30 protein-coding genes are annotated in these 26,285 nt (G+C 74.5%); 7 read left to right on the top strand and 23 right to left on the bottom strand.

Features of this window, described 5'->3' with window-relative positions; genetic code table 11:
- Positions 1 to 65: 65 nt before the first annotated feature.
- The 12 genes from E4P39_RS08285 to E4P39_RS08230 all read right to left on the bottom strand — a co-directional run bounded on the left by E4P39_RS08285 (position 66) and on the right by E4P39_RS08230 (position 11,448).
- Positions 66 to 881 (bottom strand): cytochrome c biogenesis protein CcdA, encoded by an 816-nt coding sequence (locus E4P39_RS08285; protein ID WP_135135914.1) that lies wholly within the window; start codon positions 879 to 881, stop codon positions 66 to 68.
- A gap of 1 nt (position 882) precedes the next feature.
- The gene (locus E4P39_RS08280; RefSeq protein WP_135135913.1) at positions 883 to 1,458 is read right to left on the bottom strand and encodes a TlpA disulfide reductase family protein; all 576 of its coding nucleotides are present in this window, start codon (positions 1,456 to 1,458) and stop codon (positions 883 to 885) included.
- Positions 1,455 to 2,087 carry a histidine phosphatase family protein gene (locus tag E4P39_RS08275; RefSeq protein ID WP_135135912.1) on the bottom strand — a complete coding sequence of 211 codons (633 nt, stop codon included), beginning with the start codon at positions 2,085 to 2,087 and terminating at the stop codon, positions 1,455 to 1,457. The genes E4P39_RS08280 and E4P39_RS08275 overlap by 4 nt, the downstream gene beginning before the upstream one ends.
- Positions 2,084 to 3,412 (bottom strand): glutamate-1-semialdehyde 2,1-aminomutase, encoded by a 1,329-nt coding sequence (gene hemL / locus E4P39_RS08270; protein ID WP_135135911.1) that lies wholly within the window; start codon positions 3,410 to 3,412, stop codon positions 2,084 to 2,086. Before hemL ends, E4P39_RS08275 begins: the two co-directional genes overlap by 4 nt.
- Entirely contained in the window at positions 3,409 to 3,870 is a 462-nt protein-coding gene (locus tag E4P39_RS08265) for a hypothetical protein (protein WP_135135910.1), read from the bottom strand. Before E4P39_RS08265 ends, hemL begins: the two co-directional genes overlap by 4 nt.
- 5 nt (positions 3,871 to 3,875) lie before the next feature.
- On the bottom strand, positions 3,876 to 4,856 hold the full coding sequence (gene hemB, locus E4P39_RS08260; RefSeq protein WP_135135909.1) for a porphobilinogen synthase: 981 nt from the start codon (positions 4,854 to 4,856) through the stop codon (positions 3,876 to 3,878).
- Positions 4,853 to 6,397, bottom strand: coding sequence for a uroporphyrinogen-III synthase (locus tag E4P39_RS08255; RefSeq protein WP_135135908.1), 1,545 nt, complete (start codon positions 6,395 to 6,397; stop codon positions 4,853 to 4,855). Before E4P39_RS08255 ends, hemB begins: the two co-directional genes overlap by 4 nt.
- A 52-nt stretch (positions 6,398 to 6,449) precedes the next feature.
- A complete protein-coding gene (gene hemC, locus E4P39_RS08250; protein WP_135135907.1) occupies positions 6,450 to 7,409 on the bottom strand; it encodes a hydroxymethylbilane synthase in 960 nt (319 codons plus the stop codon).
- Positions 7,406 to 8,767, bottom strand: coding sequence for a glutamyl-tRNA reductase (locus E4P39_RS08245; protein ID WP_135135906.1), 1,362 nt, complete (start codon positions 8,765 to 8,767; stop codon positions 7,406 to 7,408). Before E4P39_RS08245 ends, hemC begins: the two co-directional genes overlap by 4 nt.
- Positions 8,764 to 9,417 carry a redox-sensing transcriptional repressor Rex gene (locus tag E4P39_RS08240; protein WP_135135905.1) on the bottom strand — a complete coding sequence of 218 codons (654 nt, stop codon included), beginning with the start codon at positions 9,415 to 9,417 and terminating at the stop codon, positions 8,764 to 8,766. Before E4P39_RS08240 ends, E4P39_RS08245 begins: the two co-directional genes overlap by 4 nt.
- 215 nt (positions 9,418 to 9,632) lie before the next feature.
- On the bottom strand, positions 9,633 to 9,878 hold the full coding sequence (locus tag E4P39_RS08235; RefSeq protein ID WP_135135904.1) for a glutaredoxin family protein: 246 nt from the start codon (positions 9,876 to 9,878) through the stop codon (positions 9,633 to 9,635).
- Positions 9,871 to 11,448 carry an AMP-binding protein gene (locus E4P39_RS08230; protein ID WP_135135903.1) on the bottom strand — a complete coding sequence of 526 codons (1,578 nt, stop codon included), beginning with the start codon at positions 11,446 to 11,448 and terminating at the stop codon, positions 9,871 to 9,873. The genes E4P39_RS08235 and E4P39_RS08230 overlap by 8 nt, the downstream gene beginning before the upstream one ends.
- A gap of 198 nt (positions 11,449 to 11,646) precedes the next feature.
- On the opposite strand from E4P39_RS08230, the gene E4P39_RS08225 reads away from it, so the two are divergent.
- The 3 genes from E4P39_RS08225 (at position 11,647) to E4P39_RS08215 (ending at position 14,749) form a co-directional block, all read left to right on the top strand.
- On the top strand, positions 11,647 to 12,402 hold the full coding sequence (locus tag E4P39_RS08225; protein ID WP_245159712.1) for a sigma-70 family RNA polymerase sigma factor: 756 nt from the start codon (positions 11,647 to 11,649) through the stop codon (positions 12,400 to 12,402).
- A 118-nt stretch (positions 12,403 to 12,520) separates the two neighbouring features.
- Positions 12,521 to 13,735 carry a DUF5667 domain-containing protein gene (locus E4P39_RS08220; protein ID WP_135135901.1) on the top strand — a complete coding sequence of 405 codons (1,215 nt, stop codon included), beginning with the start codon at positions 12,521 to 12,523 and terminating at the stop codon, positions 13,733 to 13,735.
- Positions 13,736 to 13,834: 99 nt separating this feature from the next.
- Positions 13,835 to 14,749 (top strand): HAD-IB family hydrolase, encoded by a 915-nt coding sequence (locus tag E4P39_RS08215; RefSeq protein ID WP_245159711.1) that lies wholly within the window; start codon positions 13,835 to 13,837, stop codon positions 14,747 to 14,749.
- Between the two features lie 201 nt (positions 14,750 to 14,950).
- Here E4P39_RS08215 and E4P39_RS08210 read toward each other — a convergent pair whose 3' ends face one another.
- The 6 genes from E4P39_RS08210 to E4P39_RS08185 form a co-directional block, all read right to left on the bottom strand.
- The gene (locus tag E4P39_RS08210) at positions 14,951 to 15,859 is read right to left on the bottom strand and encodes a lysophospholipid acyltransferase family protein (protein ID WP_135135900.1); all 909 of its coding nucleotides are present in this window, start codon (positions 15,857 to 15,859) and stop codon (positions 14,951 to 14,953) included.
- Positions 15,852 to 16,958, bottom strand: a complete 1,107-nt coding sequence (locus tag E4P39_RS08205; RefSeq protein WP_135135899.1) for an NAD-dependent epimerase/dehydratase family protein — start codon at positions 16,956 to 16,958, stop codon at positions 15,852 to 15,854. Before E4P39_RS08205 ends, E4P39_RS08210 begins: the two co-directional genes overlap by 8 nt.
- Before the next feature lie 10 nt (positions 16,959 to 16,968).
- Positions 16,969 to 17,067 carry an AURKAIP1/COX24 domain-containing protein gene (locus tag E4P39_RS08200; RefSeq protein ID WP_012854759.1) on the bottom strand — a complete coding sequence of 33 codons (99 nt, stop codon included), beginning with the start codon at positions 17,065 to 17,067 and terminating at the stop codon, positions 16,969 to 16,971.
- A 222-nt stretch (positions 17,068 to 17,289) separates the two neighbouring features.
- A complete protein-coding gene (locus tag E4P39_RS22620) occupies positions 17,290 to 17,631 on the bottom strand; it encodes a helix-turn-helix domain-containing protein (protein ID WP_245159710.1) in 342 nt (113 codons plus the stop codon).
- Positions 17,632 to 17,933: 302 nt separating this feature from the next.
- Complete coding sequence (proC, locus tag E4P39_RS08190; RefSeq protein ID WP_135135898.1) at positions 17,934 to 18,752, bottom strand: pyrroline-5-carboxylate reductase; 819 nt, start codon at positions 18,750 to 18,752, stop codon at positions 17,934 to 17,936.
- Entirely contained in the window at positions 18,749 to 19,384 is a 636-nt protein-coding gene (locus tag E4P39_RS08185; RefSeq protein WP_135135897.1) for a hypothetical protein, read from the bottom strand. The genes proC and E4P39_RS08185 overlap by 4 nt, the downstream gene beginning before the upstream one ends.
- Positions 19,385 to 19,460: 76 nt before the next feature.
- On the opposite strand from E4P39_RS08185, the gene E4P39_RS08180 reads away from it, so the two are divergent.
- Positions 19,461 to 20,030: a type 1 glutamine amidotransferase domain-containing protein gene (locus E4P39_RS08180; protein WP_135135896.1), complete on the top strand. Its 570-nt coding sequence runs from the start codon at positions 19,461 to 19,463 to the stop codon at positions 20,028 to 20,030.
- Between the two features lie 10 nt (positions 20,031 to 20,040).
- On the opposite strand, the gene E4P39_RS08175 is transcribed toward E4P39_RS08180, so the two are convergent.
- Positions 20,041 to 20,880 carry a hypothetical protein gene (locus E4P39_RS08175; RefSeq protein WP_135135895.1) on the bottom strand — a complete coding sequence of 280 codons (840 nt, stop codon included), beginning with the start codon at positions 20,878 to 20,880 and terminating at the stop codon, positions 20,041 to 20,043.
- Positions 20,880 to 21,824, bottom strand: coding sequence for a hypothetical protein (locus E4P39_RS08170; RefSeq protein WP_135135894.1), 945 nt, complete (start codon positions 21,822 to 21,824; stop codon positions 20,880 to 20,882). The genes E4P39_RS08175 and E4P39_RS08170 overlap by 1 nt, the downstream gene beginning before the upstream one ends.
- A 139-nt stretch (positions 21,825 to 21,963) precedes the next feature.
- Between E4P39_RS08170 and E4P39_RS08165 the strand changes: the two genes are divergently transcribed.
- Positions 21,964 to 22,782 carry a hypothetical protein gene (locus E4P39_RS08165; RefSeq protein ID WP_135135893.1) on the top strand — a complete coding sequence of 273 codons (819 nt, stop codon included), beginning with the start codon at positions 21,964 to 21,966 and terminating at the stop codon, positions 22,780 to 22,782.
- Here the strand turns inward: E4P39_RS08165 and E4P39_RS08160 are convergent.
- Positions 22,681 to 23,748, bottom strand: a complete 1,068-nt coding sequence (locus tag E4P39_RS08160; RefSeq protein ID WP_135135892.1) for a helix-turn-helix domain-containing protein — start codon at positions 23,746 to 23,748, stop codon at positions 22,681 to 22,683. The genes E4P39_RS08165 and E4P39_RS08160 overlap by 102 nt on opposite strands.
- An 81-nt stretch (positions 23,749 to 23,829) precedes the next feature.
- On the opposite strand from E4P39_RS08160, the gene E4P39_RS08155 reads away from it, so the two are divergent.
- Together E4P39_RS08155 and E4P39_RS08150 are read left to right on the top strand one after the other, a co-directional pair.
- Positions 23,830 to 24,021: a hypothetical protein gene (locus tag E4P39_RS08155; protein WP_135135891.1), complete on the top strand. Its 192-nt coding sequence runs from the start codon at positions 23,830 to 23,832 to the stop codon at positions 24,019 to 24,021.
- A gap of 10 nt (positions 24,022 to 24,031) precedes the next feature.
- Positions 24,032 to 24,232 (top strand): DUF3072 domain-containing protein, encoded by a 201-nt coding sequence (locus E4P39_RS08150; protein ID WP_135135890.1) that lies wholly within the window; start codon positions 24,032 to 24,034, stop codon positions 24,230 to 24,232.
- 11 nt (positions 24,233 to 24,243) lie between these two features.
- On the opposite strand, the gene E4P39_RS08145 is transcribed toward E4P39_RS08150, so the two are convergent.
- Positions 24,244 to 24,930, bottom strand: coding sequence for a response regulator transcription factor (locus tag E4P39_RS08145; RefSeq protein ID WP_135135889.1), 687 nt, complete (start codon positions 24,928 to 24,930; stop codon positions 24,244 to 24,246).
- A complete protein-coding gene (locus E4P39_RS08140) occupies positions 24,927 to 26,105 on the bottom strand; it encodes an ATP-binding protein (protein WP_135135888.1) in 1,179 nt (392 codons plus the stop codon). Before E4P39_RS08140 ends, E4P39_RS08145 begins: the two co-directional genes overlap by 4 nt.
- Between the last annotated feature and the right edge of the window lie 180 nt (positions 26,106 to 26,285).

Raw genomic sequence — 26,285 nt, 5'->3', positions numbered from 1 at the left:
CTCCTCGCCGGCGCTCGTCGGTGCCGTTCCGGTCGCTCTGCCCATGGGTGACCTCGCACGCTCGGTCACAGTGCCGACTCCCCGAAGCCGGTCGCCGCGAGCCAGGACCGCAGCCACGCCATCAGCTCGCCCCAGGCGCCGGTGATGAGCAGCAGCCCGACGAGGATCAGCACGGCCCCGCCGACCCGGGTGACGGTGCCGGCGTGGCGGCGCAGGAAGCCGGTGGCGCCCATCGCCCATCGGGCTCCGAGCGCGACCAGCACGAACGGGATCCCCAGCCCGAGGCAGTAGGCGATGCCGAGCACCGCTCCGCGGGTGGCCGTGGCCTCGGTGAGGGCGAGTGAGTAGACCGCGGCGAGGGTGGGGCCCAGGCACGGCGTCCAGCCCAGCCCGAACACGATGCCGAGCAGCGGCGCCCCGGCCAGCCCGGCGGCGGGCCGGAAGGAGAGCTTCCTGGTGCGCTGCAGCAGCGGGATCCGGCCGAGGAACGCCAGCCCGACCAGCACGGTCACCAGGCCGAAGACGACGTCGACGACCCGCGCGTACTGGAGGACCAACCGGCCGAGGCCGCCGAACGCCGTCGCGAAGGCGACGAACACCACGCTGAAGCCGAGGACGAACAGCAGGGCGCCGAGCACCATGCGCGTCCGCGGGGAGCGTTCGTCGGTGCGCACCGCCGTCGCCGTCCCGCCCGTCCCCGAGGGGATCGGGGCGGCCGCGGGAACCCCCGTGCCGACCAGCCCGGCGACGTAGGAGAGGTAGCCGGGCACCAGCGGCAGCACGCAGGGCGAGGCGAAGCTGATCAGCCCGACCAGCGCCGCGACGGCAGCAGCGACGAGCAGCGGGCCGTCGGCGACCAGGCCGGCGAAGGTCTCCCCCACGTCAGGCCTCCTCGAGCAGCCGCTCGAGGACCCGGCGCAGGTCCTCCTGGGCGACCTCGCCGGTGTACACGGCGGCCACCCGCCCCTCGGGGTCGAGCATGATCGTGGACGGGACGGCGTTCGCCGGGTAGTCGCGGAACGCCAGGGCGATCTCGCCGCGCGGGTCGTACAGCGACGGGAAGGAGATCCCGAAGCGGTCGATGAAGGCCAGCGCGAACTGCTCGCTCGGCTCCTTCACGTTGACGCCGACGAACTGCACGCCGTCGTCGGCGAGGTCGGCGGCCACCTCGCTGAACTCCGGCGTCTCCACCCGGCAGGGCGCACACCAGGAGCCCCAGAAGTTGAGCACGCCGACCTGGCCCACGAGCAGGGACGAGTCCCATTCCCGCCCGGTCTCCAACAGGGTGCCCGAGAACGCCGGGGCCGACGCGCGCTCGTCCTCCGGGATGACCTCCCCGGACGGCGTGCCCTGCACGAAGCGGAACTCGCCGCCGTTGTTGACGTCCACCGCGTCGTCGCCGGTCGTGCAGCCGGCGACCAGGACCGTGCCCAGGAGTGCGGCAGCCAGCTTCCTCATGCGCCGGGCACCGCGTCGGGGTCGGTGGCACCGGCCGGCTCGGCGTACTCCACCCGCACGAAGCGGTCACCGTCGTAGGTCACCGACGTCACGCTGGCCAGGCCGCACTGCCGCCGGCGCGGGTCGTGCGCGTACCGGCGTCCCTCGACGTGCAGGCGCAGCGTCCAGATCGGCAGCTGGTGGCTGACCAGCACGGCCTCGTGCCCCCGCGCGGCGTCGCGGGCGGCCTCGACCGCGGCGAGCATGCGCGCGGCGATCTCGACGTAGGGCTCACCCCAGGAGGGCTGGAACGGGTTCCGCAGCTTCCACCAGTTGCGGGGAGCGCCGAACACACCGGCGCCGCCGCCGACCACCATCCCCTGGAACGCGTTGCCGGCCTCGATCAGCCGGTCGTCCAGGGCGACCGGCAGGCCGAGGGCGTCGGCCAGCGGCCGGGCCGTCTGCTGGGCGCGCTCCAGCGGGCTGGACACCAGGTGGGTGATGTCGCCGCCGGCGAACCAGGCGGCGGCCTTCTCGGCCATCGCCTCGCCGTCGGCCGAGAGGCGGAAGCCGGGCAGCCGGCCGTAGAGGACCTTGGTGGGGTTGTGCACCTCCCCGTGCCGCAGCAGGTGCACGACCGTCCGGGTCACGCGCCCACCTCGGCGGCGGCGCGAGCCGCGGCGGGCAGCGCGGCGAGCACCTGGTCCAGCGCCTCGCCGGAGAGCGCGGCGCTGACGAACCAGGCCTCGAAGGCCGACGGCGGCAGGTAGACCCCGCGGGCCAGCAGCGCGTGGAAGAAGGCCGTGTAGCGGGCGGCGTCCTGGGTGCGGGCGTCGTCGTAGTTCCGCACCTGGCGCTCGTCGGGGACGAAGAAGATCGAGAACATCGAGCCGGCCTGCTGCACACGGTGCGGGACACCCGCGGCGAAGAGCGCCGCGCTGGCGGCGCCACGGAGGAGGGCGGAGACCTCGTCGCAGTGGCTGTAGACCTCGTCCGTGCAGTTGCGCAGCGTGGCCAGCCCGGCGGCCACCGCGACGGGGTTCCCCGACAGCGTGCCCGCCTGGTAGACGGGCCCGGTCGGGGCCAGTTGCTCCATCAGGTCGGCCCGGCCGCCGAAGGCCGCGGCGGGCAGCCCGCCGCCCATGACCTTGCCGAAGGTGAACAGGTCGGCCTCGACGGGATCGAGCCCGTACCAGCCCGAGCGCGAGACCCGGAAGCCGGTCATCACCTCGTCCATGATCAGCAGCGCGCCGTGCTCCGCGGTGATCCGGCGCAGGGCGGCATTGAACCCGGGCTCCGGCGGGACGACACCCATGTTGCCGGGCGCGGCCTCGGTGATGAGGCAGGCGATCTGGCTGCCGCGCTCGGCGAAGACCGCCTCGACCGCCGCGACGTCGTTGTAGGGCAGCACGACGGTGTCGGCGGCCGCGCCGGTGGTGACGCCGGGGGTGTCCGGCAGGCCGAGGGTGGCGACCCCGGAGCCGGCCGAGGCCAGCAGCGCGTCGACGTGGCCGTGGTAGCAGCCGGCGAACTTCACGACGAGGGGGCGGCCGGTGGCGCCGCGGGCCAGCCGCACGGCGGAGAGCACGGCCTCGGTGCCGGAGTTGACCAGGCGCACCCGCTCGACCGGCGTCCGGTCGCGGATCTCCTCGGCCAGGTCGAGCTCGCCCTCGGTCGGGGCGCCGAAGGACAGCCCGCGGCGGGCGGCGGCGGTGACGGCCTCGACCACGGCGGGGTGCGCGTGGCCGAGGATCATCGGCCCCCACGAGCTGACCAGGTCGACGTAGCGCCGTCCGTCGGCGTCGGTGAGCCAAGGCCCCGAGCCCTGCGCCATGAACCGCGGCGTGCCCCCGACGGCGCGGAAGGCACGGACGGGGCTGTTGACCCCGCCGGGCGTCAGCTTCTGGCCGCGGGCGAAGAGGTCGGCCGAGAGGGGCGCCTCGTAGGGGTACGGCGAAGGGTCCGGCGAGGTCACGGGTCCAGTGTCCCTCGCGGGACCGACAGCGCGGCGAGGAGGGCGGACCGCAGGCCGACCGGGTCGCGGGTCGGCACGAGGACCGACCGGCCACCGGCGAGCCGCAGCGGCAGGCCGGTGCGCCCCCGAGGCAGGGACCAGCCCCCGCCGAGCACCTGGGCGCCGGCGTCGGCGCCCGACTCGACCGCCCGGAGGCGCTCGACGTCGACGTCGGACAGCGGCACCCGCTCGAGGCCGACCGAGAGCGCGTGGTCGTCCACACGGACGGTCCACATCCGGCGCGCGGAGCGGCAGCCCGCGGCGACGATGCCGAGCACCGTCATCGGTGCGATCGCCCACATCAGCGGCGGCAGGTCGCCCCCGGGCAGCACCAGGTCGAGCGCCAGGAACGCCCCCATGGCGGCGGCGACGACCCAGAACGGCCGCCAGGACCCGCCGGGCTCGACGTACCGCTCCACCGCTGTCAGCGGGTGAGCAGCCGGGCGGCCTCGACGGCCCAGTACGTGAGGACCGTGCCCGCACCGGCCCGCCGGATCGCGGTGAGCGTCTCGAGGATCGCCCGGTCCCGGTCGATCCAGCCGTTGGCCGCGGCCGCCTCGACCATCGCGTACTCGCCGCTGACCTGGTAGGCGGCAACCGGCACCTGCACGGCGTCGGCCACGCGGGCCACGATGTCGAGGTAGGGCAGGGCCGGCTTCACCATGACGGCGTCGGCGCCCTCGGCGAGGTCCTGGGCGACCTCGCGCAGCGCCTCGTCGGCGTTGGGCGGGTCCATCTGGTACGTCGAGCGGTCGCCGAACTGCGGTGCCCCCTCGGCCGCCTCGCGGAACGGTCCGTAGAAGCCCGAGGCGTACTTGGCCGCGTAGGCCAGGATCGGCAGCTCGGCGAAGCCCGCACCGTCCAGCGCCGTGCGGATGGCCCCGACCTGGCCGTCCATCATCCCGCTGGGCGCGATCAGGTGGGCGCCGGCCTGCGCCTGCGCGATCGCGACGGCCGCGTAGCGGTCCAGCGTCGGGTCGTTGTCCACGACCCCGGCCGGGGTGACCACGCCGCAGTGCCCGTGGTCGGTGTACTCGCACAGGCAGAGGTCGGCCATGAGCACGAGGTCGTTCCCGAGGTCGGCCCGCAGCTGCTGCAGCGCGACGTTGACGATCCCGTCGGCGGCGTCGGCCTGCGAGCCGACCGGGTCCTTCGAACCCGGGATGCCGAAGAGCATCAGCCCGCCGATGCCGGCCTCGGCCGCCTCGTGCGCGGCCTTCCGGAGCGAGTCCAGGGTGTGCTGGACGACGCCGGGCATCGAGCCGATCGCGACCGGCGCGTCGATCCCCTGCTTGACGAACATCGGCAGCACGAAGTCGGCCGGCGACAGCCGCGTCTGCGCGGTGAGCCGGCGCAGCGCGGGCGTCGACCGGAGCCGACGCCCCCGTGCGAACGGAAGAGTCACTGCCCCTCGCCTTCCTCCTCGGCGCGACGGGCCGCGGCGAACTCCGCGAGGGCGTCGACCAGCGGGCCGACGGCGGCCGTCTCGGGCTGCACGTCGACCCGGAGGCCGAACTCGGTGGCGCTGCCGGCGGTGGCGGGGCCGATGACGGCGACGACGGTCTTCGCGTGCGGCTTGCCGGCGATGCCGACGAGGTTGCGCACCGTGCTCGACGAGGTGAAGCACACCGCGTCGAACCCGCCGCCCTTGATCGCCTCGCGCACGGAGGCGGCCGGCGGGGCGGCGCGCACGGTCCGGTAGGCGGTGACGTCGTCGATCTCCCAGCCGCGCTCCTTGAGCCCGGCGGCCAGCGTCTCGGTGGCGATGTCGGCGCGGGGCAGCAGTACCCGGTCGATCGGGTCGAAGACGTCGTCGTACGGCGGGAAGTCGGCCAGCAGGCCCTCGCTCGACTGCTGCCCCGAGGGCACCAGCTCGGGCACGATGCCGAAGGCGCGGATGGCGTCGGCGGTCTGCTCGCCGACGCAGGCGACCTTGACCCCGGCGAAGGCGCGGGCGTCGAGACCCAGCTCGGTGAACTTCTCGCGCACGGCCTTCACCGCGTTGACCGAGGTGAACACGATCCAGCCGTACCGGCCGGTCACCAGGCCCTTGATCGCGCGGTCCATCTGCGCGGGGCTGCGGGGCGGCTCGACGGCGATGGTCGGCACCTCGACCGGCACGGCGCCATAGGCCCGCAGCCGCTCGCTCATCTCGCCGGCCTGGTCCTTGGTGCGCGGCACCAGGACCCGCCAGCCGAAGAGCGGCCGGCTCTCCCACCAGGACAGCCGGGCGCGCTTGTCGACGGCGGTCCCGACCGTGGCGACGACCGGACCGGTGAACGAGTCCAGGCCCGCCGTCTTCTCGGCGACGGCGGCCAGCTTGGCGACGACGCTCTTCTGCGCCGTGCCCGAGCCGCCGGTGGTGACGACGACCGGGGTGCTGCCGGACAGGCCGCCCTCGACCAGCCGGGCGGCCGCGTCGGGGAGCTCCTCGGCGGTGCCCTGCAGGACCAGGGTGCCGCCCGCCGAGGCGGCGGCGCCGGCGAGCGCGGTCAGGTCGACGCCGCTGCGGAGGTCGGCGGTCACCGCGGTGCTGCCCAGCGCCACGCCCGCGTAGGCCGGGACGGCGGTCGCGGTGGCGACGCCCGGGACGACGTCGAACGCCACGGACGTGCGGCCGACGGCCAGCACCTCCTTCACCACGGAGTCGGCGGTGTAGGGGTCGCCGGCGACGAGCCGCACCACGACCGCACCGTTCTTGGCGGCGGCCACGGCGGCCTTGGCCACCTCGGCGGGGTCACCCTCGACCGGGCTCAGCTCGGTGCCGGGGTGCGCGTCGCGGACGGCGTCCTGGACGGCGGGTGAGACGTCGGGGTCGACCAGCACGACGCCGGCCTCGGCCAGCGCCGCGGAGGCGCGGGCGGTGAGCATGCCCGGGTCACCGGGCCCTGCGCCGACGAAGACGATCCTGCCGGCCGTGCCGGAGGTCTTGCGGAAGCGCGTCATCGCGTGCTCCTGATCCTGGCCCGGAGGGCCGTTGTTACGGGGGTCTGGGTGGTCATGCGCGGACCGCCATCAGGGCGGCCGCGCCGCGGTCGAGCAGCTCGGCGGCGAGTTCGCGGCCGAGCGCGACGGCGCCGCTGAGCGGCCCCGTCGCGGAGCCACGGACGGCGTCGCTGCCGTCGATCGAGGTCACGGAGGCGCGGAGGAACAGCTCGGGGCCGTCGTCGCCCTCGGCGACCTCCGCGTAGGCGGCGACCGGCGCACTGCAACCGGCCTCGAGCGCGGCGAGGGTGCTCCGCTCGGCGGCGACGCAGGCGCGGGCCGCGGGGTCCTCGAGCCGGCCGAGCAGCTCGCGGGTGCGGGCGTCGCTGGTCCGGCACTCCAGGGCGAGCGCCCCCTGCGCGGGGGCGGGGAGCACCTGGAGCGGGTCGAGGGTCTCGGTGATCGCGTCGAGCCGGCCGAGCCGGGCCAGCCCGGCCCGCGCCAGGACGACGGCGTCGAGGTCGGCGCCGTCCGTCCCCAGCACCCGCGCCACGCGGGAGTCCACGTTGCCGCGGATGGGGACGACGTCCAGGCCGAGCCCGAGGGCGCGCAGCTGGGCGACCCGGCGGGGCGCGCCGGTGCCGATCCGGGATCCGGGAGGCAGCTCGCCGAGGGTGAGCCCGTCGCGGGCGACGAGCGCATCGCGCGGGTCCTCCCGACCGGGGACGGCGGCCAGGATCAGCCCCGGCTCGGCCGCGGTGGGAAGGTCCTTGTAGCTGTGCACCGCGAGGTCGATGCTGCCCTGCAGCAGGGCGCGGCGGATGGCGGTGACGAAGACGCCGGTGCCGCCGAGCTGCGCGATCGCGGCGGAGGACCGGTCGCCCTCGGTGACGATGTGCACCAGCTCCACCGGGATCCCGGTGACCGCGGTGAGGGCGTCGGCGACGGTCTGGCTCTGGGCGCGCGCGAGCGCGCTCGCCCGGGTGCCCAGCCGGAGCGTGCCCGTCGTGGTGCCCGAAGCTGTCGCGGTCACGAGGCCTCCCCCGTCCGCAGCTCGGGGTCGGCGGTGACCGCCTCGGCGAGCGACCCGGCCACGGCCTCCACCTGCGCGTCGATGCCCAGCCCGAAGAGGGCCCGGAGCGCGCCGGCGTAGTCGGTCTCCCCCTGCGCCGCGGCCAGCTCCTTCACGCGGACGGTCGGCTCGTGCAGCAGCTTGTCGACGACGCGGCGCACGGTTCGCGCGATCTCGGCCCGGGCGCGCGCATCGAGGTCCGGGAGCCGGGTGGACAGCCGCAGGAGCTCGGCGTCGACGACGCCCGCGGCCTGGCTGCGCAGCGCCGAGACCGTGGGGGCCACCTCGGCCGCCTGCCGCTCGGCCCGGAGGAGGGCGGTCTCGGCCTCGATGAGGGTGTGCGCGGCGGTGATGTCGTCTGCCGCGACCGGCCCGGCGGTGGGGCGGCCGGGGGTCGAGGCGCGCTCGCCCTGCAGGAGTGCCAGGTCGACGACGTGCACGCCGGGCAGGCCCGCGACGCCGGGGTCGACGTCCCGCGGCAGCGCCAGGTCGACGACGACCAGCGGCCGGCCGGAGCGGCCGGCCATCGCCGCGGCGACGACGTCGGTGTGGACGACGAGCCCGGTGGCGCCCGTGCAGGTGACCACGACGTCGGCGGCGGCGAGTTCGTCGGCCAGCGCGGACATCCCGGCGGCGCGACCGCCCACTGCCGTGGCCAGCCGTGCCGCGTGCGCCGTCGTCCGGCTGCTCACGACGACGTCCGCGCCGCGCCGCGCCACCGTCGTGGCCGACAGGGCGCCCATGGATCCCGCGCCGACGACGAGCACGCGGTGCCCCTCGAGGCTGCCGATGCGGTCCTCGGCCCGGTCGAGGGCGACAGACACGAGCGAAGCCCCGGCGCGATCGATGCCGGTCTCGGTGTGCACCCGCTTGCCGACGCGCAGGGCGCGCTGGGCCACCGGGTGCAGCGCCCGGCCCACGGTGCCCTCGTCGCGGGCCAGGGCATAGGCGGCGCGCAGCTGGCCGAGCACCTGGGTCTCGCCGACGACCATCGAGTCCAGGCCGGCGGCCACGGTGAACAGGTGGCTGACGGCCTGGTCCTCGTAGTGGACGGTGACGTACGGGGAGAGCTCCTCGACGGTCGCACCCGCCTGGCGGGCCAGGACCCGGCTGACGTCGGTGACGCCGCCGTGGAAGCGCTCGACCTCGGCGAAGACCTCGATCCGGTTGCACGTGGCGAGCACCAGCGCCTCGCTGACGTGATCGCTCCCGACGAGCGCGTGCAGGGTCTTGACCCGGTCTTCGACGCCCATCGCGAACTGCTCCAGCAGCGCCACGGGTGCGGTCTTGTGGCTCACGCCCACCGCCAAGAGGCTCACGCCGGCTCACCCACCAGCCGCTGCTGGCCCAGGAACGCGAGCACCTGCAGCTCCACGGAGAGGTCGACCTTGCGGACGTCGACGCCCGCGGGGGCGGTGAGCGTCACCGGCGCGAAGTTCAGGATGCTGCGGACGCCGGCAGCCGCCATCCGGTCGCACACCGACTGCGCCACGTCGGCCGGTGTCGTGATGACGCCGATGGTCGCGCCCGCAGCGCCGACGACCTGCTCGAGCTCGTCCAGCGGGTGCACCGTGTGGCCGCCGATGCGCTGGCCGATCCGGGCGACGGCGACGTCGAACAGGCCGACGAACTCGAAGCCGCGGGAGCCGAACCCGGCGTAGTCGGCCAGGGCCGACCCCAGGTTGCCGATGCCCACGAGCACGCAGGCCCGGGACCGCTCGACCCCGAGGACGCCGGCGATCCGGTCCCGCAGGGTGCCCACCTCGTAGCCCACGCCGCGCACCCCGCACGGGCCGAGGTGCGAGAGGTCCTTGCGCAGGCCGGCCGGGTTGACCCCGGCGGCCGCGGCGAGCTCGCCGGAGGACACGGTGCCCCGGCCGCCGTCGGCCAGGGAGCTGAGCACCCGGAGGTACACAGCCAGGCGAGCGACGGTGGCCTCCGGGATGGTCCGGGGCCGCGGCTGGATCACATGCTCTCCACAGCGGTCGCGCGCCACAGGCGGGGCGCGGGACAAGGGACTAGGACGCGGGCGGAACTCGCTCGCGTCGGCCACGGTAACCGCTTGTGAACGCAGGAACAAAGTCGCTGGGCACGGCGCAACGCGCTGAGCGGCCCGAACGGGGCCCGCTGTGGTGGACGCCACCCTAGCGACGCCCCGGAGACCCCCCGACGAGGGGGTCCGGGTCAGCGCAGACCGAGATCGGCGCGCAGCCGGCCGACGTCCACCGTGAAGTAGGAGTGCTCACGGCCGTCGAGCAGCACGACCGGGACGCGGTCGCCGTACTCGGCCCGCAGTTCGGGGTCGGTGTCCACGTCGACCTCCTGCGGCACGAGGCCGGCCTCCGCCCCGATCCGCGCCAGCGTCTCCGCGGCCGTGACGCAGAGGTGGCAGCCGGCGCGGGTGAGCAGCTGCAGCCGCGCCTCAGGCACCGATGCCCTCGATCGGCTCGGCGGCCTCCTCCTGCCCGGGAAGGCCGAGCTCGCGCAGCCGCGCACGGCTGACCTTGCCGGTCAGGGAGTGCGGAAGCGCGGGCAGGAAGTGCACCGACGTCGGCACCTTGTACCGGGCGAGCGACCCGGCCGCGTGCGCCTGCAGCTCCTCGAAGGTCAGCGTCTGCCCCGGCACCAGGACCACGACCGCCCGGACGGCGGACCCGGTCCGTGGATCGGGGGCGGCGATGACGGCGCTCTCCGCGACTGCGGGATGGGCGTCCAGCACCCGCTCCACCTCGGCCGGGTAGACGTTGAAGCCGCTGACCAGGATCAGGTCGCTCCGCCGGTCGACGAGGTGCAGGTCGCCGTCGGCGTCGCGGTAGGCGAGGTCGCCGGTGCGCAGCCAGCCGTTGGCGTCCGGGCCGTCCGCGCCGTCGGGCCAGTAGCCGGCGAAGAGGTTGGCGCCGCGCACCCAGATCTCCCCCGGCCCTTCCTCCACCTCGTCGGCGGGGTGGTCGTCGTGCCCGGCGGCTGGCGTCTCGTCGTCCTCGGGCCGGGGCTCGGTGGCGGCGGTGTCCCGCAGCGCGAGCTCGACACCCGGAACCGGGCCGCCGATGCAGTGCGGCTTGGCCCGCCCGGTGGCCAGGGTGCTCGCCACGACCGGCGCGGCCTCGGTGAGGCCGTAGCCCTCCCACACGGTGACGGCGGCGCGGTCGCGCATCGCCGTCCAGACGTCCTCGGGCAGCGGGGCGGCGCCGCAGGAGGCGATGCGCAGCGCCGCGAAGCCGCGGCGCAGCTCGGCGTCGCTGCCCGCGGCGTCCGCGGCGGCGAGCCAGGCCTGGTACATCGGCGGGGCGCCGGGCACCGCGGTCACGTGCTCCTCGGCCATGAGCCGGAGCGAGGCCACCGGGTCGAACGTCTCCTCGAGGACGGCGCAGGCCCCGGTGGCCGCGACGAGCCCGAACCCGGCGTTGAGGCCGTAGACGTGGAACAGCGGGAGGACGAGGAGCACGCGGTCGTCGGCCCGCACCGGTGGCGGCCGCATGGCCAGGCACTGCTCCTGGTTGGCGCGCAGGGCCACCGAGGTCAGGATCGCGCCGCGGGGCCGGCCGGTCGTGCCGCTGGTGTAGCAGAGGAACGCGGGTGCGTCGGGGTCCTCGTCGACGTCGGGGAGCGGCCCGTCGGCCTCCGGCGGGCCGGCGCACACCCGGACACCCGCCACGGGCTCCCGGTCCGCGGGCACGACCAGCAGGGACGAACCCGAGTCCGTCAGCACGTAGTCGAGCTCGGGATCGGTGTAGGCGGTGTTCACCGGGACGACGACGAGACCGGCACGGAGCGCGCCGACGGCCGCCCGCAGCCAGTCCAGCCCGTTGGGCAACTGGACCGCGACGCGATCCCCGGGGGCGAGGCCGTGCGCTGCGAAGCCCGCGGCGGCACGGTCCACCTCGGCGTCCAGCTCCGCCCACGTCAGGCGCTGCTGCCGTTCGACGACGGCCGGGGCGTCCGGCCGCGCACGGGCCGCCGCCCGGACGAGCGACGACAGCGACGAACCTGCCTCGGTCACGAGGATCTCCTCCGGTGGAACTGCTCCACCCCCCTCGGGGAGTGACGGGTGGTGCGTGGGGGCACGCTGACGTGGACGGGCTGGGGCGATGTTGTCACCATGGAGCGTGCCCCGCAGCACACGCGGCCGCCGCCCGGCGGTCGCACCGGGCACGGGACGGTCCAGGTTGGCGGGCCGACGAGGAGGTCGTACGCCCGCATGCAGCACCCCCTGGACGCCGAACGGTCGGCCACCGGGCCACCGCCGCCGCCAGGACCTGCTGCTGACGCCGTTCCCGCCGGGAAGCCGGCGCCCGCCGCCCGGATCCGCCCCACGCCCGCGCCGAGGGCGAGCACGGAGGCCATGCCGGCGGGGCCGGCGGCCGACGAGCTCTCCGACGCCGGCGTCGCCCCGCCCGCAGAGCCCGGCGCCGTCGACGTGTGGGCGCTCGTCCACCGGGCCCAGGCCGGGGACGCGGAGGCGTTCGGGCAGCTCTACGACCACTACGTGACGATGGTCCACCGGTACGTCTACCACCGGGTCGGTGACCGGGCGACGGCCGAGGACGTCACCAGCGAGACGTTCGTCCGCGCGCTGCGCCGGATCGACTCGCTGTCCTTCCAGGGCCGCGACGTCGGGGCCTGGCTGGTCACGATCGCCCGCAACATCGTCCTCGACCACGTGAAGAGCAGCCGTTACCGGCTCGAGGTCAGCACCGCCGACATGCGCGACGCCGACCAGGCCACCGAGGGCCCCGAGGACGCGGTGGTCGCGCACCTGGCGAACCGGGAGCTGCTGGCCTGCGTGCAGCAGCTGGGCAGCGAGCAGCAGGAGTGCATCGTGCTGCGGTTCATCCACGGCCTGTCGGTGTCGGAGACCGCCGAGATCATGGGCAAGAAGGACGGCGCCATCAAGGCGCTGCAGCACCGGGCGGTGCGGCGGCTCGCCGGCCTGCTTCCCGAGGGCCTGCGATGACGCGCGCCAGGATCGGAGCCGTAACCGAACCCGGTGCGTCGTCGTTGGATCAGGGAAAGCGGAGTGCGCCGGCGACCGGCATCTCCGCACCGAGGACGTCCGGGGGGTGGAGATGAGCGTGCGCGAGCGCGAGGACGCCGTCATCGCCCACCTGCAGGCACTCGCCCCGCACCTGGACGGCGAGCCGGACCCGGCTTTCCGGGCCGCCACCCGCGCGCGCCTCGTCGCGATGGCCGCCGTCCGTACGCCTACCGCCCCGCCCGTCTCCCCGCTGCGCCGCCTCTTCGCCGAGGGGATGCCGGCACCGGCGCGCTGGCGGACCCGGCTGACCGCGGGGCTCGCCGGAGCCGCGCTCAGCGTCACCGCCACGGCGGCGCTGGTCGCCGTCGCCTCCGAGGCGGGTCCCGGCGACGTCCTCTACGGCGTCAAGCGGGGCACCGAGCAGACCCAGCTCGCGCTCGCCGGGAGCGCCCGCGGGGAGAAGCTGCTGGGTCTCGCCAGCACCCGCCTCGACGAGGTGCGCACGCTCGTCGAGACCGGCCCGGTCGCCCTGCCTGCCGCCGGCGGGTCCGGGTCCGGGTCCGACGACGCGGCCGACGACGTGGTGCTGGCCGCCGGCGCCGACGAGGCGCTGGTCGTGGAGACCCTCGAGGCCATGGACGCCCAGACCGCCGAGGGCGCCGCCCTGCTGACCGACCGCGCCGTCCGCACCGAGGACGCCGGCCCGCTCGAGGTGCTGGCGGCGTGGACGGCCACGCAGTCCGAGGGGCTGGCGGAGCTCCGGGACGACGTCCCGGTGGCGGCGGCGGACGAGGTCGCAGACTCCCTCCTGCTCCTGGCGGACCTCTCCACCCGGGTGACCGCCCTGGACTCCTCGCTGGACTGCGGGGCCGGCCCGGCCGTCGCCGGCGTCGACGAGCTGGGTCCGATCCCGGCGACGTGCCTGACCGACGGGTCGACCACCACGGCCCCCGGCGGGGACGGATCGACCGCGGGCCCCGAGGTGCCGGGCTCCACCTCCGCCCCCCTTCCGACACCGCTGCCCGGCTCCTCGGCGCCGTCGGCCGGCGGCGGCGTGCCCGGGGTCCCCGGGGTCCCCGGCGTTCCAGGGGTCCCCGTCCCCGGGCTCCCGGGCGGATCGGCGGGCGGCGGGATCCTGCCGACGCCGGCCGTGCCGTCGCTGCCGACCGACGTCCTCCCGAGCCCGAAGCTGCCCTTGCCCTCCGTGTCGGTGCCGCGACTGCCGGGCACGACGGGCATCCCGGTCCCGTCCGCGGTCCCGCTGGACACCCCGGAAGCGTGTCTGGGACCGGTCGCGATCGGCGACTGCTGAGCGGTCCGGACCGGACCGGGAACAGGTCTCGTCCTCCCCGCTAGGGTCGAGGACGCCGGCTCCCCGAACGGGGAGCGCTCCGACGGCAGGGGAGGTCTCGTGCCGCGACTGCTGTCGCGCATGCGCCGGTCCGCGCGCCCCGGGGTGGTCGATCAGACGACGCGGGCCCACGTCGCCGGTGCCGCCTCCGCCGCAGCCGCCGACGTCGCGCCACCGCCGTCGGTCACCCCGGACCCCACGGCGGCCGCGTTCTTCGACGTGGACAACACGATGATGATGGGCGCCTCGCTGTTCTGGTTCGCCCGCGGCCTGGCCTCCCGCAAGTACTTCACGACCCGGGACATGGCCGGGTTCGTCTGGCAGCAGGCCAAGTTCCGCATCGCCGGGAGCGAGGGCACCCCCGAGGACGTGCACGCCATCCGGGAGAACGCCCTGGCGTTCGTCGCCGGGCGGTCGGTCGACGAGATCGTGCAGGCCAGCGGGGAGATCTACGACGAGCTGATGGCCGCCCGCATCTGGTCGGGCACGCGGGCGCTCGCCCAGCAGCACCTGGACGCCGGGCAGCGCGTCTGGCTGGTGACGGCGACCCCGATCGAGCTGGCGTCGATCATCGCCCACCGGCTCGGGCTGACCGGCGCGCTGGGCACGGTCTCGGAGATCGTCGACGGCAAGTACACGGGCCGGCTGGTCGGCGAGATGATGCACGGCGAGGCGAAGGCCGAGGCGGTGCTGGCCCTGGCCGAGCGCGAGGGCCTCGACCTTGCCCGGTGCACCGCCTACAGCGACTCCTCCAACGACCTGCCGATGCTGTCGCTGACCGGGACGGCGGTCGCGGTCAACCCCGACACCGAGCTGCGTTCCGTGGCCCGGGCGCGCGGGTGGGCCGTCCGTGACTTCCGGACCGGCCGCAAGGCCGCGAAGATCGGCGTCCCGACAGTGGCCGTGGCGGCGCTGTCGGGCGGCGTGGTCGGCGGCGCACTCGCCCTCAGGCGCCGCAACAAGTTCCCCTGGTAGCGGGGTGGCCCTGTCGCGCCGAGTGGCGCCCGCAGGGTCCCGCGCAGGCACGGCGCAGCGGCTCAGCGCAACAGGGGGACGGCAATTGGCCGCGGTGTCGTGCCGAGTGGGGCCCGCAGGGTCCCGCGCAGGCACGGCGCAGCGGCTCAGCGCAACAGGGGGACGGCAATTGGCCGCGGTGTCGTCCGGAGGACGACGGTGTTACGAGAACACGCTCGTGCGCTGCAGCAGCAGCTGGTAGAGGGAGTGCTGGATCGTCTCCCGGACCTGGTCGGTCAGGTTGAAGACGAGCATCGGGTCCTCGGCGGCGGCCGGACCGTAGGACGCCGTCTCGATGGGCTCCCCGAACGCGATCAGCCACTTGGAGGGCAGCGGGAGCAGGCCCAGCGGCCCGAGGAGCGGAAAGGTCGGCGTGATCGGGAGGTACGGCAGCCCCAGGAGCCGCGCGACGGTCTTCGCGTTGCCGATCATCGGGTAGATCTCCTCGGCGCCCACGATCGCGCACGGGATGATCGGCTTCCCGGTGCGCAGAGCCGCTGTGACGAAACCGCCGCGACCAAACCGCTGCAGCGTGTACCGCTCGCGGAACGGCTTCCCGATGCCCTTGAACCCCTCCGGGAAGACGCCCACCAGTTCGCCCTGCGTGAGCAGCCGCTCGGCGTCCTCGTTGCAGGCCAGCGTGGAGCCGAACTTGCGGGCCATGGCGCCGATCACCGGCATGTCGAAGACCAGGTCGGCACCCAGCAGTCGGAAGCGCCGCTGCGCCGGGTGGTCGTCGTGCAGGGCGACCGTGGTCATCAGCGCGTCGATCGGGATGGCCCCGGAGTGGTTCGCGACGACGAGCGCTCCCCCGACGTCGGGGACGTTCTTCAGTCCCTGGCTCTCCACCCGGAACCAGCGCTGGAAGAGCGGCCGCAGGATCGGCAGGAACGCGTGATCGGTCAGGTCGGGGTCGAAGCCGAACTCGTCGGTCTCGTAGTCCCCCGTCGTGCGCCGGCGAAGGAACTCCACGGCGTCGGCCAGCTGCTCCTCCCAGCCCGGCGGGGAGGGGGTGGGGATGAAGGCCTCGTCATCGTCGGGCCGGAGCGGGATCACCCGGGCCTCAGGCATCGCGGACCGCCCGGAGCCCGGGAGCCGGCGGAGCGGGGTGGAGCCGGTCGCCGACCGCAGTGGCCGCAACGGCGACCTGCTCGAGCACGCTCCGGACCCGGGAGGTCGTCGCCTCGACGATCCGTGGCGAGATCACGGGCGGCACCGTACGCGCGTAATCGTTCAGCGCCGTTTCCGTGGTGTAACGCGGCGTGTAACCGAACTCCGTGCGCAGGACCGTCGTGTCGACGACGCGCCCGAAGTTGAGGAACCGCATCTGCTCCGGCGAGTAGTCCACGAAACCGAATCGGCGCGAGAGCCGTCCGACTGAACCCAGCGCGGGCGTCGGGATGGGGATCTCGACGCGGCCCAACCGGCGGATCGCCTGGGACAGCAGCAGCGTCCCCTGTCCGCCGACGTTGACCGTGCCGACGAACGGGCCCGTCGTGGCGCGGGTCAGGACGGCGAGGGCGTCGTCCTCGTGCAGGAGTTGCACGCGCGCGTCGTAGCCCAGCGCCGTGGGGACGACCGGCATGCGGAAGAAGCCGGTGAGCAGGGAGTCGATCCGCGGACCGATGAAGTTGGTGAACCGCAGGGCCGCGACCTCGACGTCGGGACGCCGGCGGGCGAAGGCGCGCACGTAGCCCTCGATGTCGAGACTGTCCTTGGCGAAACCGCCGGAGGGCACTCGCCGGGCCTGCATGGCCTCGGTGAACACCGCGGGGTCACGGGAGGACGCGCCGTAGACGGCACTGGTCGACTTCAGCACGAACCGGCGCACCGACGGCGACCGCTGGCAGGCCGCCAGCAGCTGCATCGTGCCGATGACGTTGAGTTCCTTCATCGGCACGCGCCCGCCGGAGCCGGCAGGGGTCGAGCTGATGTTCATGTGCACGACGGTGTCGACCGACGCAGCCGCGATGACCTTGCCGATCAGCGGATTGCGGATGTCGGCCCGCACGAACTCGGTGCGCCCGAGCCGCCGGAGCATGTCCGGGGACGGGGGGACGGTGTCCACGCCGATCACGCGATCGATCGCCGGGTCCGCCGCGAGCTCAGCCGCCAACGCGCCGCCCAGCCACCGGCTCACGCCGGTGACGAGCACGACCGCGGGCGGCACGAGCGTCAGCTCACTTCTTGTTGCGTCGCTGGACGCGGGTCTTCTTCAGCAGCTTGCGGTGCTTCTTCTTCGCCATCCGCTTGCGCCGCTTCTTGATGACCGAACCCACGTGGTGCTCCCGACGTCGTGATGATGATGATCAGCTCGAGCAAGACTCGCGGGCCGCAGGCCCGGCGTCACCCGGCGACCGAGCGTACCGGCCGCCCCGCGGCGATCACACCGTCGCCCTCCGGGCGACACCGCAACCACGTGCCGACCGATGTCGGGAGGAGCCGCTTCGCCGTTCTCGCTGTCCTTCTCGCAGACGACGCCGTTGTCGCCTTGCCCTCTCTCAGGCGATGTCGGTGTACGCGTCGCGCAGGTAGTCCTGCACGGCCCGCTCCGGGACGCGGAACGAACGGCCGACGCGGACGGCGGAGAGCTCACCGGCGTGGACGAGGCGGTACACGGTCATCTTGGAGACCCGCATCATCGAGGCGACCTCGGCGACGGTCAGGAAGGTCACGGCCTGGCGCTGGACCGGGACGCTCGGGCGGCCGACCGGCATGGCGGCGGGGTGCTGGGCGCCGATGGGGCGGCCCATCGTGGCGGCCATGGGGCGCCCGATCGGACGGGGGCCGGGCACGCCCGGACGGGTCATGGTGGGAGCGATCGAGCGCTGGGGCATGGTCATGATTTCGTCTCCGGGCCTAGCTCATGTCGTGGCGCCGGCTTCCCCACCGGCAACTGAACACGCATGCGCTGGTACAGACAGTAAGGGGACAGGCGTGACTGGTGCGATGGATGAATCGAACAGGCGGACCGGTCCGTCCTAGGCAGAACTACACGTATGTAACGCCTGAGAACTGTTGTGCGGCGTGTTTCGCGACGCGGTGATGATTCGATGACAGACAGTGCTGGCGTCGTGTCGACATGTGGGTTACGGTGCCCGGCTCGCCGTCGCACCGGACGCTCTCGTCCCATGGCTCCCTCGCGTCAGGAACTGTCCCGCCCCAGCTCCTCGGACCGGGCGTGCGCCGCCTCGATCGCGGCCATGAGAGCCGCGCGGACCCCGTGCCGCTCCAGCTCCCGGATGGCGGCGACGGTCGTGCCCCCGGGACTGGAGACGGCCTCGCGCAGCTGCACCGGGTGCTCCCCCGAGTCCCGCATCATCACCGCGGCTCCCAGCGCGGTCTGGACGACGAGGTCGGCCGCCAGCGTCCGCGGCAGGCCCAGCAGGATGCCGGCGTCGATCATCGCCTCGACCAGGTAGAAGAAGTACGCCGGACCGCTGCCGGACAGCGCCGTGACGGCGTCCTGCTGGCTCTCCGGGACCCGGCGCACCCGGCCCACCGCCGCCAGCAGCGCCTCGGCCTCGTCCAGGTGCGGCTCGCCCGCGTTCGAACCCGCGGAGAGCACGCTCATCCCCTCGTCCACCAGGGCCGGGGTGTTGGGCATGACCCGCACGACCGGGGTCCCCGGCGGCAGCGCGGCCTCGATCCGCGTCGTCGGGACGCCGGCGGCCACGGACACCACCAGGTGCCCCTCGTCGACGACGCCGGCCAGCCGGGCGAGCAGGACGTCGATGTCCTGCGGCTTCACGGCGAGCAGCAGCACCCGGGCCCGCGCGGCGGCGTCGGCGAGCTCGACGGCGGGCACCCCGTAGCGCTCGGCGAGCTGGGCGGCCCGCTCGGGACTGCGTTCGCACACCAGGATCCCGTCGGGGCCGCCCCGGCGGATGAGGCCCGAGAGCAGCGCCTCGCCGATCTTGCCGCCGCCGATGATCGCCAGGCCGCGGCGCCCGGTTCCGGTCACGGCCGGACCCCCCGGGAGCCGACGGCGACGCGGACCCGGTATCCGGCCGCCAGCAGGCGCCGGCGGTCGTAGCGGCGGACTCGATAGGGCATGACGTGCTCCCAGCTGTCGGGGGTGCGGTCGTTCCAGGCGGCCCGCTCACCGGTGATGGCGACCAGACGGGGATCGGCGGTCGCGACGGCGGGGTGCCCGCCGCCGGCCATGAGGACGTTGAGACAGCGCACGAAGGCGAGGTCGGCCCGGGCGCCGCGGCCCGCCCTCAGCCGCACCCGGCCGCCGGCCAGGTCCCGGCACCACGACTCCGCCCCGGGTCCGGCCGCGGGCACGACGATCCGGGCGGCCGGCAGCCGGGGGCCGAGCGCAGCCACGGCCGGGGGCGAACCGGAGAGGGCGAGCGCCGGGCCGACGTCCGCGAGCGCCACCGCGGTGTCCTCCCCCAGCCGATCCACCGGCACGGTCACCTCGACGTGTGCGCTCAGGCCGGCGTCGGCGACGCGACCGCAGAGGTCGGCCAGCTCCGCCGCGGCGTCGTCCCCGGGCGGGTGCTCGAGCGCGACGAGGTAGCCACCGTCGACGAGCTCCGCCGCCAGGCGCAGGGCGTCCCCGGTCCGGGGGCGGGTACGGGCGAGCACGCCCGGAACCGTAGTGCGCCCCGAGCAGGCGGCGCTCGGGGTGTGCCCTGCTCCGGGCCCGGGTAGCCGCGCCTGCATGGCTGGAGAACTGGACGGGATGAAGGTGGCGGTGCTCGCCACCGATGGCGTGGAGCAGGTCGAGCTCGACCGGCCGTGGCAGGTCCTCGAGGAGGCCGGTGCCGAGCCGGAGCTGGTCTCGCTCGACGGGGGCGAGATCACGGCCTGGAACCACCTGGACAAGGGGGACTCGCGGAAGGTCGACGCCGTCGTCAGCTCGGCGGACCCGGACGCCTACGCGGCCCTGGTGCTGCCCGGCGGTGTGGTCAACGGCGACTTCATCCGGGCCGACGCCGACGCGGTGGCGTTCGTCTCGTCCTTCTTCGACGCCAGCAAGCCGGTGGCGGCCATCTGCCACGGTCCGTGGGTCCTCATCGAGGCCGGGGCGGTGAAGGGCCGCCGGATGACGTCGTGGCCGTCGCTGCAGACCGACCTGCGCAACGCCGGCGCCGACTGGGTGGACGAGGAGGTCGTCGTCGACGGCAACCTGGTGACCAGTCGCAATCCCGACGACCTCGATGCGTTCGGCGCGGCGATCGTCGAGCGGTTCGCCGCCGAGGAGGAGGTACCGGGCGAGGCCTCCGACTGAGCCGGTGGGATCAGGAGCCGCGGGAGAGCAGCTCCGCCGCGGGGAAGATGGTCAGCAGGGTCCCGGCGAACACGAGGGTCGCGAGCAGCCGGGGGCCGACGGGCTCCCGGCCCTGCTTGTGCCGCCACACGCCGACGCCGCCGACGAGCCCCGTGACGGCGAGCGGCGCCAGCAGGGCCGCGACGTACGGGATCGTCTCCCACAGGACGGTCGCCGCGAAGTAGACGCCCACACCCGCGGCCAGCGCGATGACCAGCTCGCCGGCGAACCGGAGCCAGGCGAGCGCGCTCTCCCGCGGTGTCGCGTCGAGGTCGCCTGCGTCGTCGATGTCCGGTTCGTCGAACCGGCCGGGGCGCACCACCGGGATCGGACCGGTGCTGGGATGGTCCGCCACCCGCACGGGCCGCTCGCTGCGCCGGTCGGCGCCGCGCTGTGCGACCTTCTGCGAGGCCGCGCGCTGGGGAGCGGAGTGCGCGGGCGCCCGGCGCTCACGGGCCGGTGCGACCGGCGCCGAGGTCGCGGTCTCCGCCGACGTCGTCGTCGGGACGCCGGGCTTCCGGTCGGGGCGCAGGCCCGGGATGGCCGCGGTGTGCGGCTCGGGGGCGGGACGGGAGAAGTCGGGCCGGTCGCGCGGCGGGGGCGCGTCGTCCAGGTCGCTCTTGCGCCGGCCGAAGCCGGCGGCTCGGTCGGCGGCGGCCGCCTCCGCCCGGCGCTGCCGGATGCCGGTCTCCTCCGGGTCGTCCCAGGAGCGGCGACGGGCGGCGCGGGTGGCCGACTCGATGTTGGCCTCCCGCAGGATCTCGGCGAGCGAGCGGCCAGCCGTGTCGGGATTCCAGTCCGGTTCGGCCATCACGATCCTCCCAGCGAGTCCAGCCTGCGCAGGATGACACCCTCCCGCAGCGCCCACGGGCAGATCCTGACGCACGGTACGTCGAGCGCACTCATAGTTGCGGCAGCCACCACGGCGCCCGCTGGAACCTGATGGGCGCGGTCGGGCGACACGCCGCGCAGCTCGGCCAGCGCCGCGGACTCGATCCGGGACACGAAGCCGACCAGCTGCCCCAGCGCGTCGGCGTTCAGCTCCCGGGGGACCTGCAGTCCGGCGGAGTAGGGGGCGGCGCCGGTCAGCCGGGCCAGTGTCCGGAACGTCTTGCTGGTGGCCGCCACGAGATCCGGCTTGCCCGCCGCCCGCAGCTTCTTCGCAGCGGGTGCGAGCAGGTCGGCGGCATGGGAGTCGAGCTTCGACAGGGCGGCGAGATCGGGCCGCCCGCCCACCTGCGCCTCCGGCAGGAACCGCCGCGTCATCCGCCCCGCGCCGAGCGGGAGGGAGAGCGCGACGTCGGGGTCCTCGTCGACGCCGCTGGCCAGCTCGAGGGACCCGCCACCGATGTCGAGGATGAGCAGCCGGCCCGCGCTCCAGCCGAACCACCGGCGGACGGCGAGGAAGGTCAGGCGGGCCTCCTCCTCCCCGGTGAGCACCTGCAGGTCGACACCGGTGCGCTCGCGGATCCGGTCCAGGACCTCCAGGCCGTTCACCGCCTCCCGGATCGCGGACGTGACCATCGCCAGGAACTCGTCGCAGCGCTGCTTCTCGGCCTGGGCGCACGCCTCCTGCACCGCCCGGAGCAGCGCCTTCTCCCCCGCCTTCGACAACACGTCGTCGGGGCCCACGTGCTCGGAGAGCCGCAGCACCGACCGGTCGTCGTGCATCGGTGTGGGATGCGCACCGCGGTGGGCGTCGACCACCAGGAGGTGCACCGTGTTCGAACCGACGTCAAGAACCCCGAGGCGCATGAGCCTCAGTCTGCCGGGTTCAGCAGATCGGCCCGCGCGTGGCCGCCGTCGTCTCGAGGATCGACCGCACCACCGTCTCCGGCGGCGGCGGGGTCGGGAGTGGCCATGGGCAGAGGCTGCCACGGCCTACGCTGGCCGCGTGCCCGACGCCCCTCCGCCCGAGGTGCCCCCCGACTTCGCACGAGAGTGGATCGAGTTCCCCGACCCGGCCGACCCGGAGCACGTGGTCCGCGCGGATCTGACCTGGCTGACCTCGGCCTGGACCTGCATCTTCGGCCGCGGCTGCGCCGGTGTCGTCGAGGGGCGGCCGGACGACGGCTGCTGCAGCCACGGGGCGTTCTTCACCGACGGTGACGACCTGGCCCGGGTCACCGCCGCCGTCGCGGACCTCGAGGACGAGGACTGGCAGCTCGCCCCGGTGGGCCGGGGTGCCTGGACCGAGGAGGACTCCGCGGACGACGAGCCGGCCGGGGACGGGGCCCCGGAGCGCTCGCTGCGCACCCGGGTGGTGGACGGCGCCTGCGTCTTCCTCAACCGGCCGGGGTTCGCGGGCGGGAGCGGCTGCGCACTGCACCGGATGGCCGTGCGGACCGGGCTGCATCCCCTTACCACCAAGCCCGACGTCTGCTGGCAGCTGCCGGTGCGCCGCGCGCAGGAGCACGTCGACCGGCCCGACGGCACGCGGGTCCTGGTGACGACCGTCGGCGAGTTCGACCGCCGCGGCTGGGGACCGGGCGGGCACGACCTGCACTGGTGGTGCACCGGGTCACCGGCCGCCCACGTCGCACACGAGCCGCTGGTGGACACCTACGCCGCCGAGCTGACCGCCCTGCTGGGCGGGCCGGCGTACGCAGAGCTACGCCGGCTGACCGAACTCCGCCTGGATCAGGGACTGATCGCGCCCCACCCGGCCAGCCCGGTGCCCGTCGAGCTGCACCGGCGGCGCCCCGGCGCCTGATCCGGCGCGGAACGTCTGCCGGTAGGCGCGGGGCGAGACCCCGCGGCGGCGGGCGAACTGCTCGCGCAGGCCGGCCGCGGTACCGAAGCCGACCAGCCGGGCGATCTCCTCGACCGGGGCGTCGCTCTCCTCCAGCAGCGCCTCCGCGGCGGCGAGCCGTCGGCCGAGCAGCCAGGCGTGCGGCGTCGTCCCCGTCGTCGCCTTGAAGCGACGGGCGAAGCTGCGCGGGCTCATCAGCGACCGGCGGGCCAGGATGTCGACGCTGATGTCCTCCGCCAGGTGGCTGCCGGCCCAGTCCAGGACGGCGCCCAGCAGGTCGTCCTCGCAGGCCGGCACGGGGGCGTCGATGAACTGGGCCTGCCCCCCGTCACGGTGCGGCGGGACGACCATCTCGCGGGCCAGGGCGTTCGCCGCGGCGGCGCCCCACTCCCGGCGCACCAGGTGCAGGAGGGTGTCGACGCCGGCCGCCGTCCCGGCGCCGGTGAGGACCTGCCCGTTGTCCACGTAGAGGACCGACGGATCGACGTGCACGGCCGGGAAGCGGGCGGCGAGCTCACCGGCCCACTTCCAGTGGGTGGTGACCCGCTTGCCGTCCAGCAGGCCGGCGGCGGCCAGCACGAAGGCACCCGTGCAGTGACTGACGATCGTCGCCCCGCGGGCGTGCGCCTCGCGGAAGGCCTCGAGCAGCGCCGGCGAGGGAACCCGGTCGAAGAGCTCCCATGCGGTGATCGAGATGATGTCGGACCGGGACAGGCGCTCCAGGCCGTGCTCCACCGTGATCGGGATGCCGGTGTCGGTGCGCATGACCCCCGGCGCCTCGCCGACCAGGGCGAAGTCGAACCGCGGCAGCCCCATGTGCCGGCGGTCGTAGCCGAACACCTCGGCGCAGACCCCGAGCCCGAAGCTGCCGACGAGACCGTCGGCAACGACGACGCTGACCACCAGGGGACGGTCCTTCTCTGCCATGCGGACACTATGGCAGAAAAACTGCGGTAGCGGTCATTTCTGCCACTCGTCTCCGGAAGGGACCCGGGCCAGCCTGTAGTCATGTTCCTCATCACGTGCCCCGTCACCCGCAGCGACCACCTGGTCTCCCTCACCAGCATCCGGTCGGTGATCAACCACCCGACGCACATCGCCGTGCACGTCGAGTGCCCCGACTGTGGCGCCCTCCACGAGCACCGGACCGGCCGGAAGTACCTCGCCGCACGCCGCGCGGAGGAGCTCGTCGCGGCCTAGGCTCGAACACATGAGCGAATCGAACGAGAACGTCCGGCCCGCCGCGTCACCCGAGAAGGATCCGTCCGACTGGGTGACCGGCGACGAACCGGCCACCGGTGCGCAGAAGAGCTACCTCGAGACCCTCACGCGGCAGACCGACGAGGAGGTCTCCGAGGACCTCACGAAGGCCGACGCGTCGAAGAAGATCGACGAGCTGAAGCAGAGCTAGACGGTCCGGCACTAGGCCTCGAGCTTGTAGCCCAGCCCCCGGACGGTCAGGAGATACGTCGGGTTCGCGGGGTCGGGCTCGAGCTTGGCCCGCAGCCGCTTGACGTGGACGTCGAGGGTCTTGGTGTCGCCCACGTAGTCGGCGCCCCAGACGCGGTCGATCAGCTGACCGCGGGTGAGCACCCGGCCGGCGTTGCGCAGCAGGTACTCCAGGAGGTCGAACTCCTTCAGCGGCAGTGGGACCGGGTCGCCGTCCACGGCGACGACGTGCCGCTCGACGTCCATCCGCACCCGGCCGGCCTCGAGCACGCCGTCCCCGGAAGGCGCCTCGACGGCGTCCACCCGCCGGCGCAGGACCGCCCGGATGCGGGCGACGAGCTCCCTGGCCGAGTACGGCTTGGTGACGTAGTCGTCGGCCCCCAGCTCGAGACCGACGACCTTGTCGATCTCGCTGTCCTTGGCGGTCAGCATGATGATCGGCACGTTGCTCCGCGTCCGCAGCGCCCGGCACACCTCGGTCCCCGGCAGGCCGGGGAGCATGAGGTCGAGCAGCACGATGTCCGCGCCCGAGCGGTCGAACTCGGCCAGCGCGTCCGGGCCGGTGCCCGCGACGACCGCGTCGAACCCCTCCCGCCGCAGCATGTAGGACAGCGCGTCGGAGAAGGACTCCTCGTCCTCCACCACCAGGACACGGGTCATGAGGGGTGCTTCTCCAGACTCTGGACGGGTGCGGGTGCCGGCTGGGCCAGCGGGATCCGCAGGGTGAAGGTCGAGCCGAGGCCTTCCTCGCTCCAGACACTGACCGAACCGCCGTGGTTGCTGGCCACGTGCTTGACGATCGCGAGCCCGAGGCCGGTGCCTCCGGTGCTGGTGGCCCGCGACTGGTCCACCCGGTAGAAGCGCTCGAAGACCCGCGTGCGGTCCTTGCGCGGGATGCCGATCCCGCTGTCGGTGACGGCGATCTCGGCGAACCCCGACCGGGCCCGGGCGGCCACGGCGATCCGGTCCGAGCCCTCGCTGTAGGCGACGGCGTTGGCCAGCAGGTTGGTGACGGCGGTGGCCAGCTGGCTCTCCACACCCCGCACGACGAGCCCCGTCTGCCCGCCGACGACGATCTCCAGGTTCTTGGCCCGTGCCGCCGTCCGGGTCCGGTCGGCTGCCTCGGCCAGCACCGTGTCGATGTCCACGGGCACGAGCTCGGGCAGCGGTTCGCCGCCCTGGATGCGGGACAGATCGATCAGCTCCCGCACGAGGCGAGCGAGCCGGTCGGCCTCATGAGTGATGCGGCCCGCGAACCGCTGCACCGCCTCCGGGTCGTCGGCGGCCCCCTCGATCGCCTCGGCCAGCAGTGCGAGCGCGCCGACCGGGGTCTTGAGCTCGTGCCCCACGTTGGCCACGAAGTCGCGGCGGACCGCCTCGACCCGCCGGGCCTCGGTGACGTCCTGCAGCACCAGGGCCACCGGCGCGGGTGGTGGGTGCGCGCCGCTGTGCAGCCGGACGCCGTGCACGCCGACCAGGCGGGGGCCGGTACCGGCCAGGTCGCCGGGCAGGCGGACGTCCGCGCGCCGGTTGCCGCCGGCACGTACGTCGTGGACCAGGCCGAGCAGCTCGGGCACCATCAGCCGCCGGCCCCGCACGATGCCCAGCGCGCGGGCGGCGGGGTTGGCCAGCAGCACGGCGTCGTCGATGTCCACCAGGACCACGGGCGGGTCCATGAGGTCCAGGAGCCGGCGGGCCAACGCCGCCTCGGGCAGCAGCGGCACGTCAGCGGCCGCACCGGGACCGTCGGGATCCAGGCGGGAGCGGAGAATGACCGTGGTGGCCGCCACCCCACCGAGGATGAGGCCGACCACCAGCGCGACCAGCGGACTCACGCCTCGATGCTAGGTCGGAAATGCCCCGGAACAGCCGCCGTGGCCCGAGGGACCGCTCGCAGGGGTCAGGTGTTCATCTCCGCGTGTGCACCCGTTCACCGCGAGGCGATGGCAGCCGCCCTCCGGCGTCCTAGGCTCGGGAGCAGACGGAACGGCAATCGGATCGGCGAGGGCCGCCCG

Origin of the sequence: Blastococcus sp. CT_GayMR19 (assembly GCF_004570385.1) — a bacterium.
In the GTDB taxonomy this organism is placed as follows: domain Bacteria; phylum Actinomycetota; class Actinomycetes; order Mycobacteriales; family Geodermatophilaceae; genus Blastococcus_B.
The sequence above is the reverse complement of the archived record's forward strand: the minus strand, read 5'-3'. Positions and strand labels throughout refer to the sequence as shown.

What these genes read in the sequence shown, in the direction of transcription:
- E4P39_RS08145 (WP_135135889.1), bottom strand. Translation starts at nt 24,930, where the DNA reads ATGACCCGTGTCCTGGTGGTGGAGGACGAGGAGTCCTTCTCCGACGCG.
- E4P39_RS08175 (WP_135135895.1), bottom strand. Translation starts at nt 20,880, where the DNA reads ATGGCCGAACCGGACTGGAATCCCGACACGGCTGGCCGCTCGCTCGCC.
- E4P39_RS08180 (WP_135135896.1), top strand. Translation starts at nt 19,461, where the DNA reads ATGGCTGGAGAACTGGACGGGATGAAGGTGGCGGTGCTCGCCACCGAT.
- E4P39_RS08155 (WP_135135891.1), top strand. Translation starts at nt 23,830, where the DNA reads ATGTTCCTCATCACGTGCCCCGTCACCCGCAGCGACCACCTGGTCTCC.
- E4P39_RS08210 (WP_135135900.1), bottom strand. Translation starts at nt 15,859, where the DNA reads ATGCCTGAGGCCCGGGTGATCCCGCTCCGGCCCGACGATGACGAGGCC.
- E4P39_RS08170 (WP_135135894.1), bottom strand. Translation starts at nt 21,824, where the DNA reads ATGCGCCTCGGGGTTCTTGACGTCGGTTCGAACACGGTGCACCTCCTG.
- E4P39_RS08160 (WP_135135892.1), bottom strand. Translation starts at nt 23,748, where the DNA reads ATGGCAGAGAAGGACCGTCCCCTGGTGGTCAGCGTCGTCGTTGCCGAC.
- E4P39_RS08255 (WP_135135908.1), bottom strand. Translation starts at nt 6,397, where the DNA reads ATGACGCGCTTCCGCAAGACCTCCGGCACGGCCGGCAGGATCGTCTTC.
- E4P39_RS22620 (WP_245159710.1), bottom strand. Translation starts at nt 17,631, where the DNA reads ATGACCATGCCCCAGCGCTCGATCGCTCCCACCATGACCCGTCCGGGC.
- E4P39_RS08280 (WP_135135913.1), bottom strand. Translation starts at nt 1,458, where the DNA reads ATGAGGAAGCTGGCTGCCGCACTCCTGGGCACGGTCCTGGTCGCCGGC.
- E4P39_RS08150 (WP_135135890.1), top strand. Translation starts at nt 24,032, where the DNA reads ATGAGCGAATCGAACGAGAACGTCCGGCCCGCCGCGTCACCCGAGAAG.
- E4P39_RS08225 (WP_245159712.1), top strand. Translation starts at nt 11,647, where the DNA reads ATGCAGCACCCCCTGGACGCCGAACGGTCGGCCACCGGGCCACCGCCG.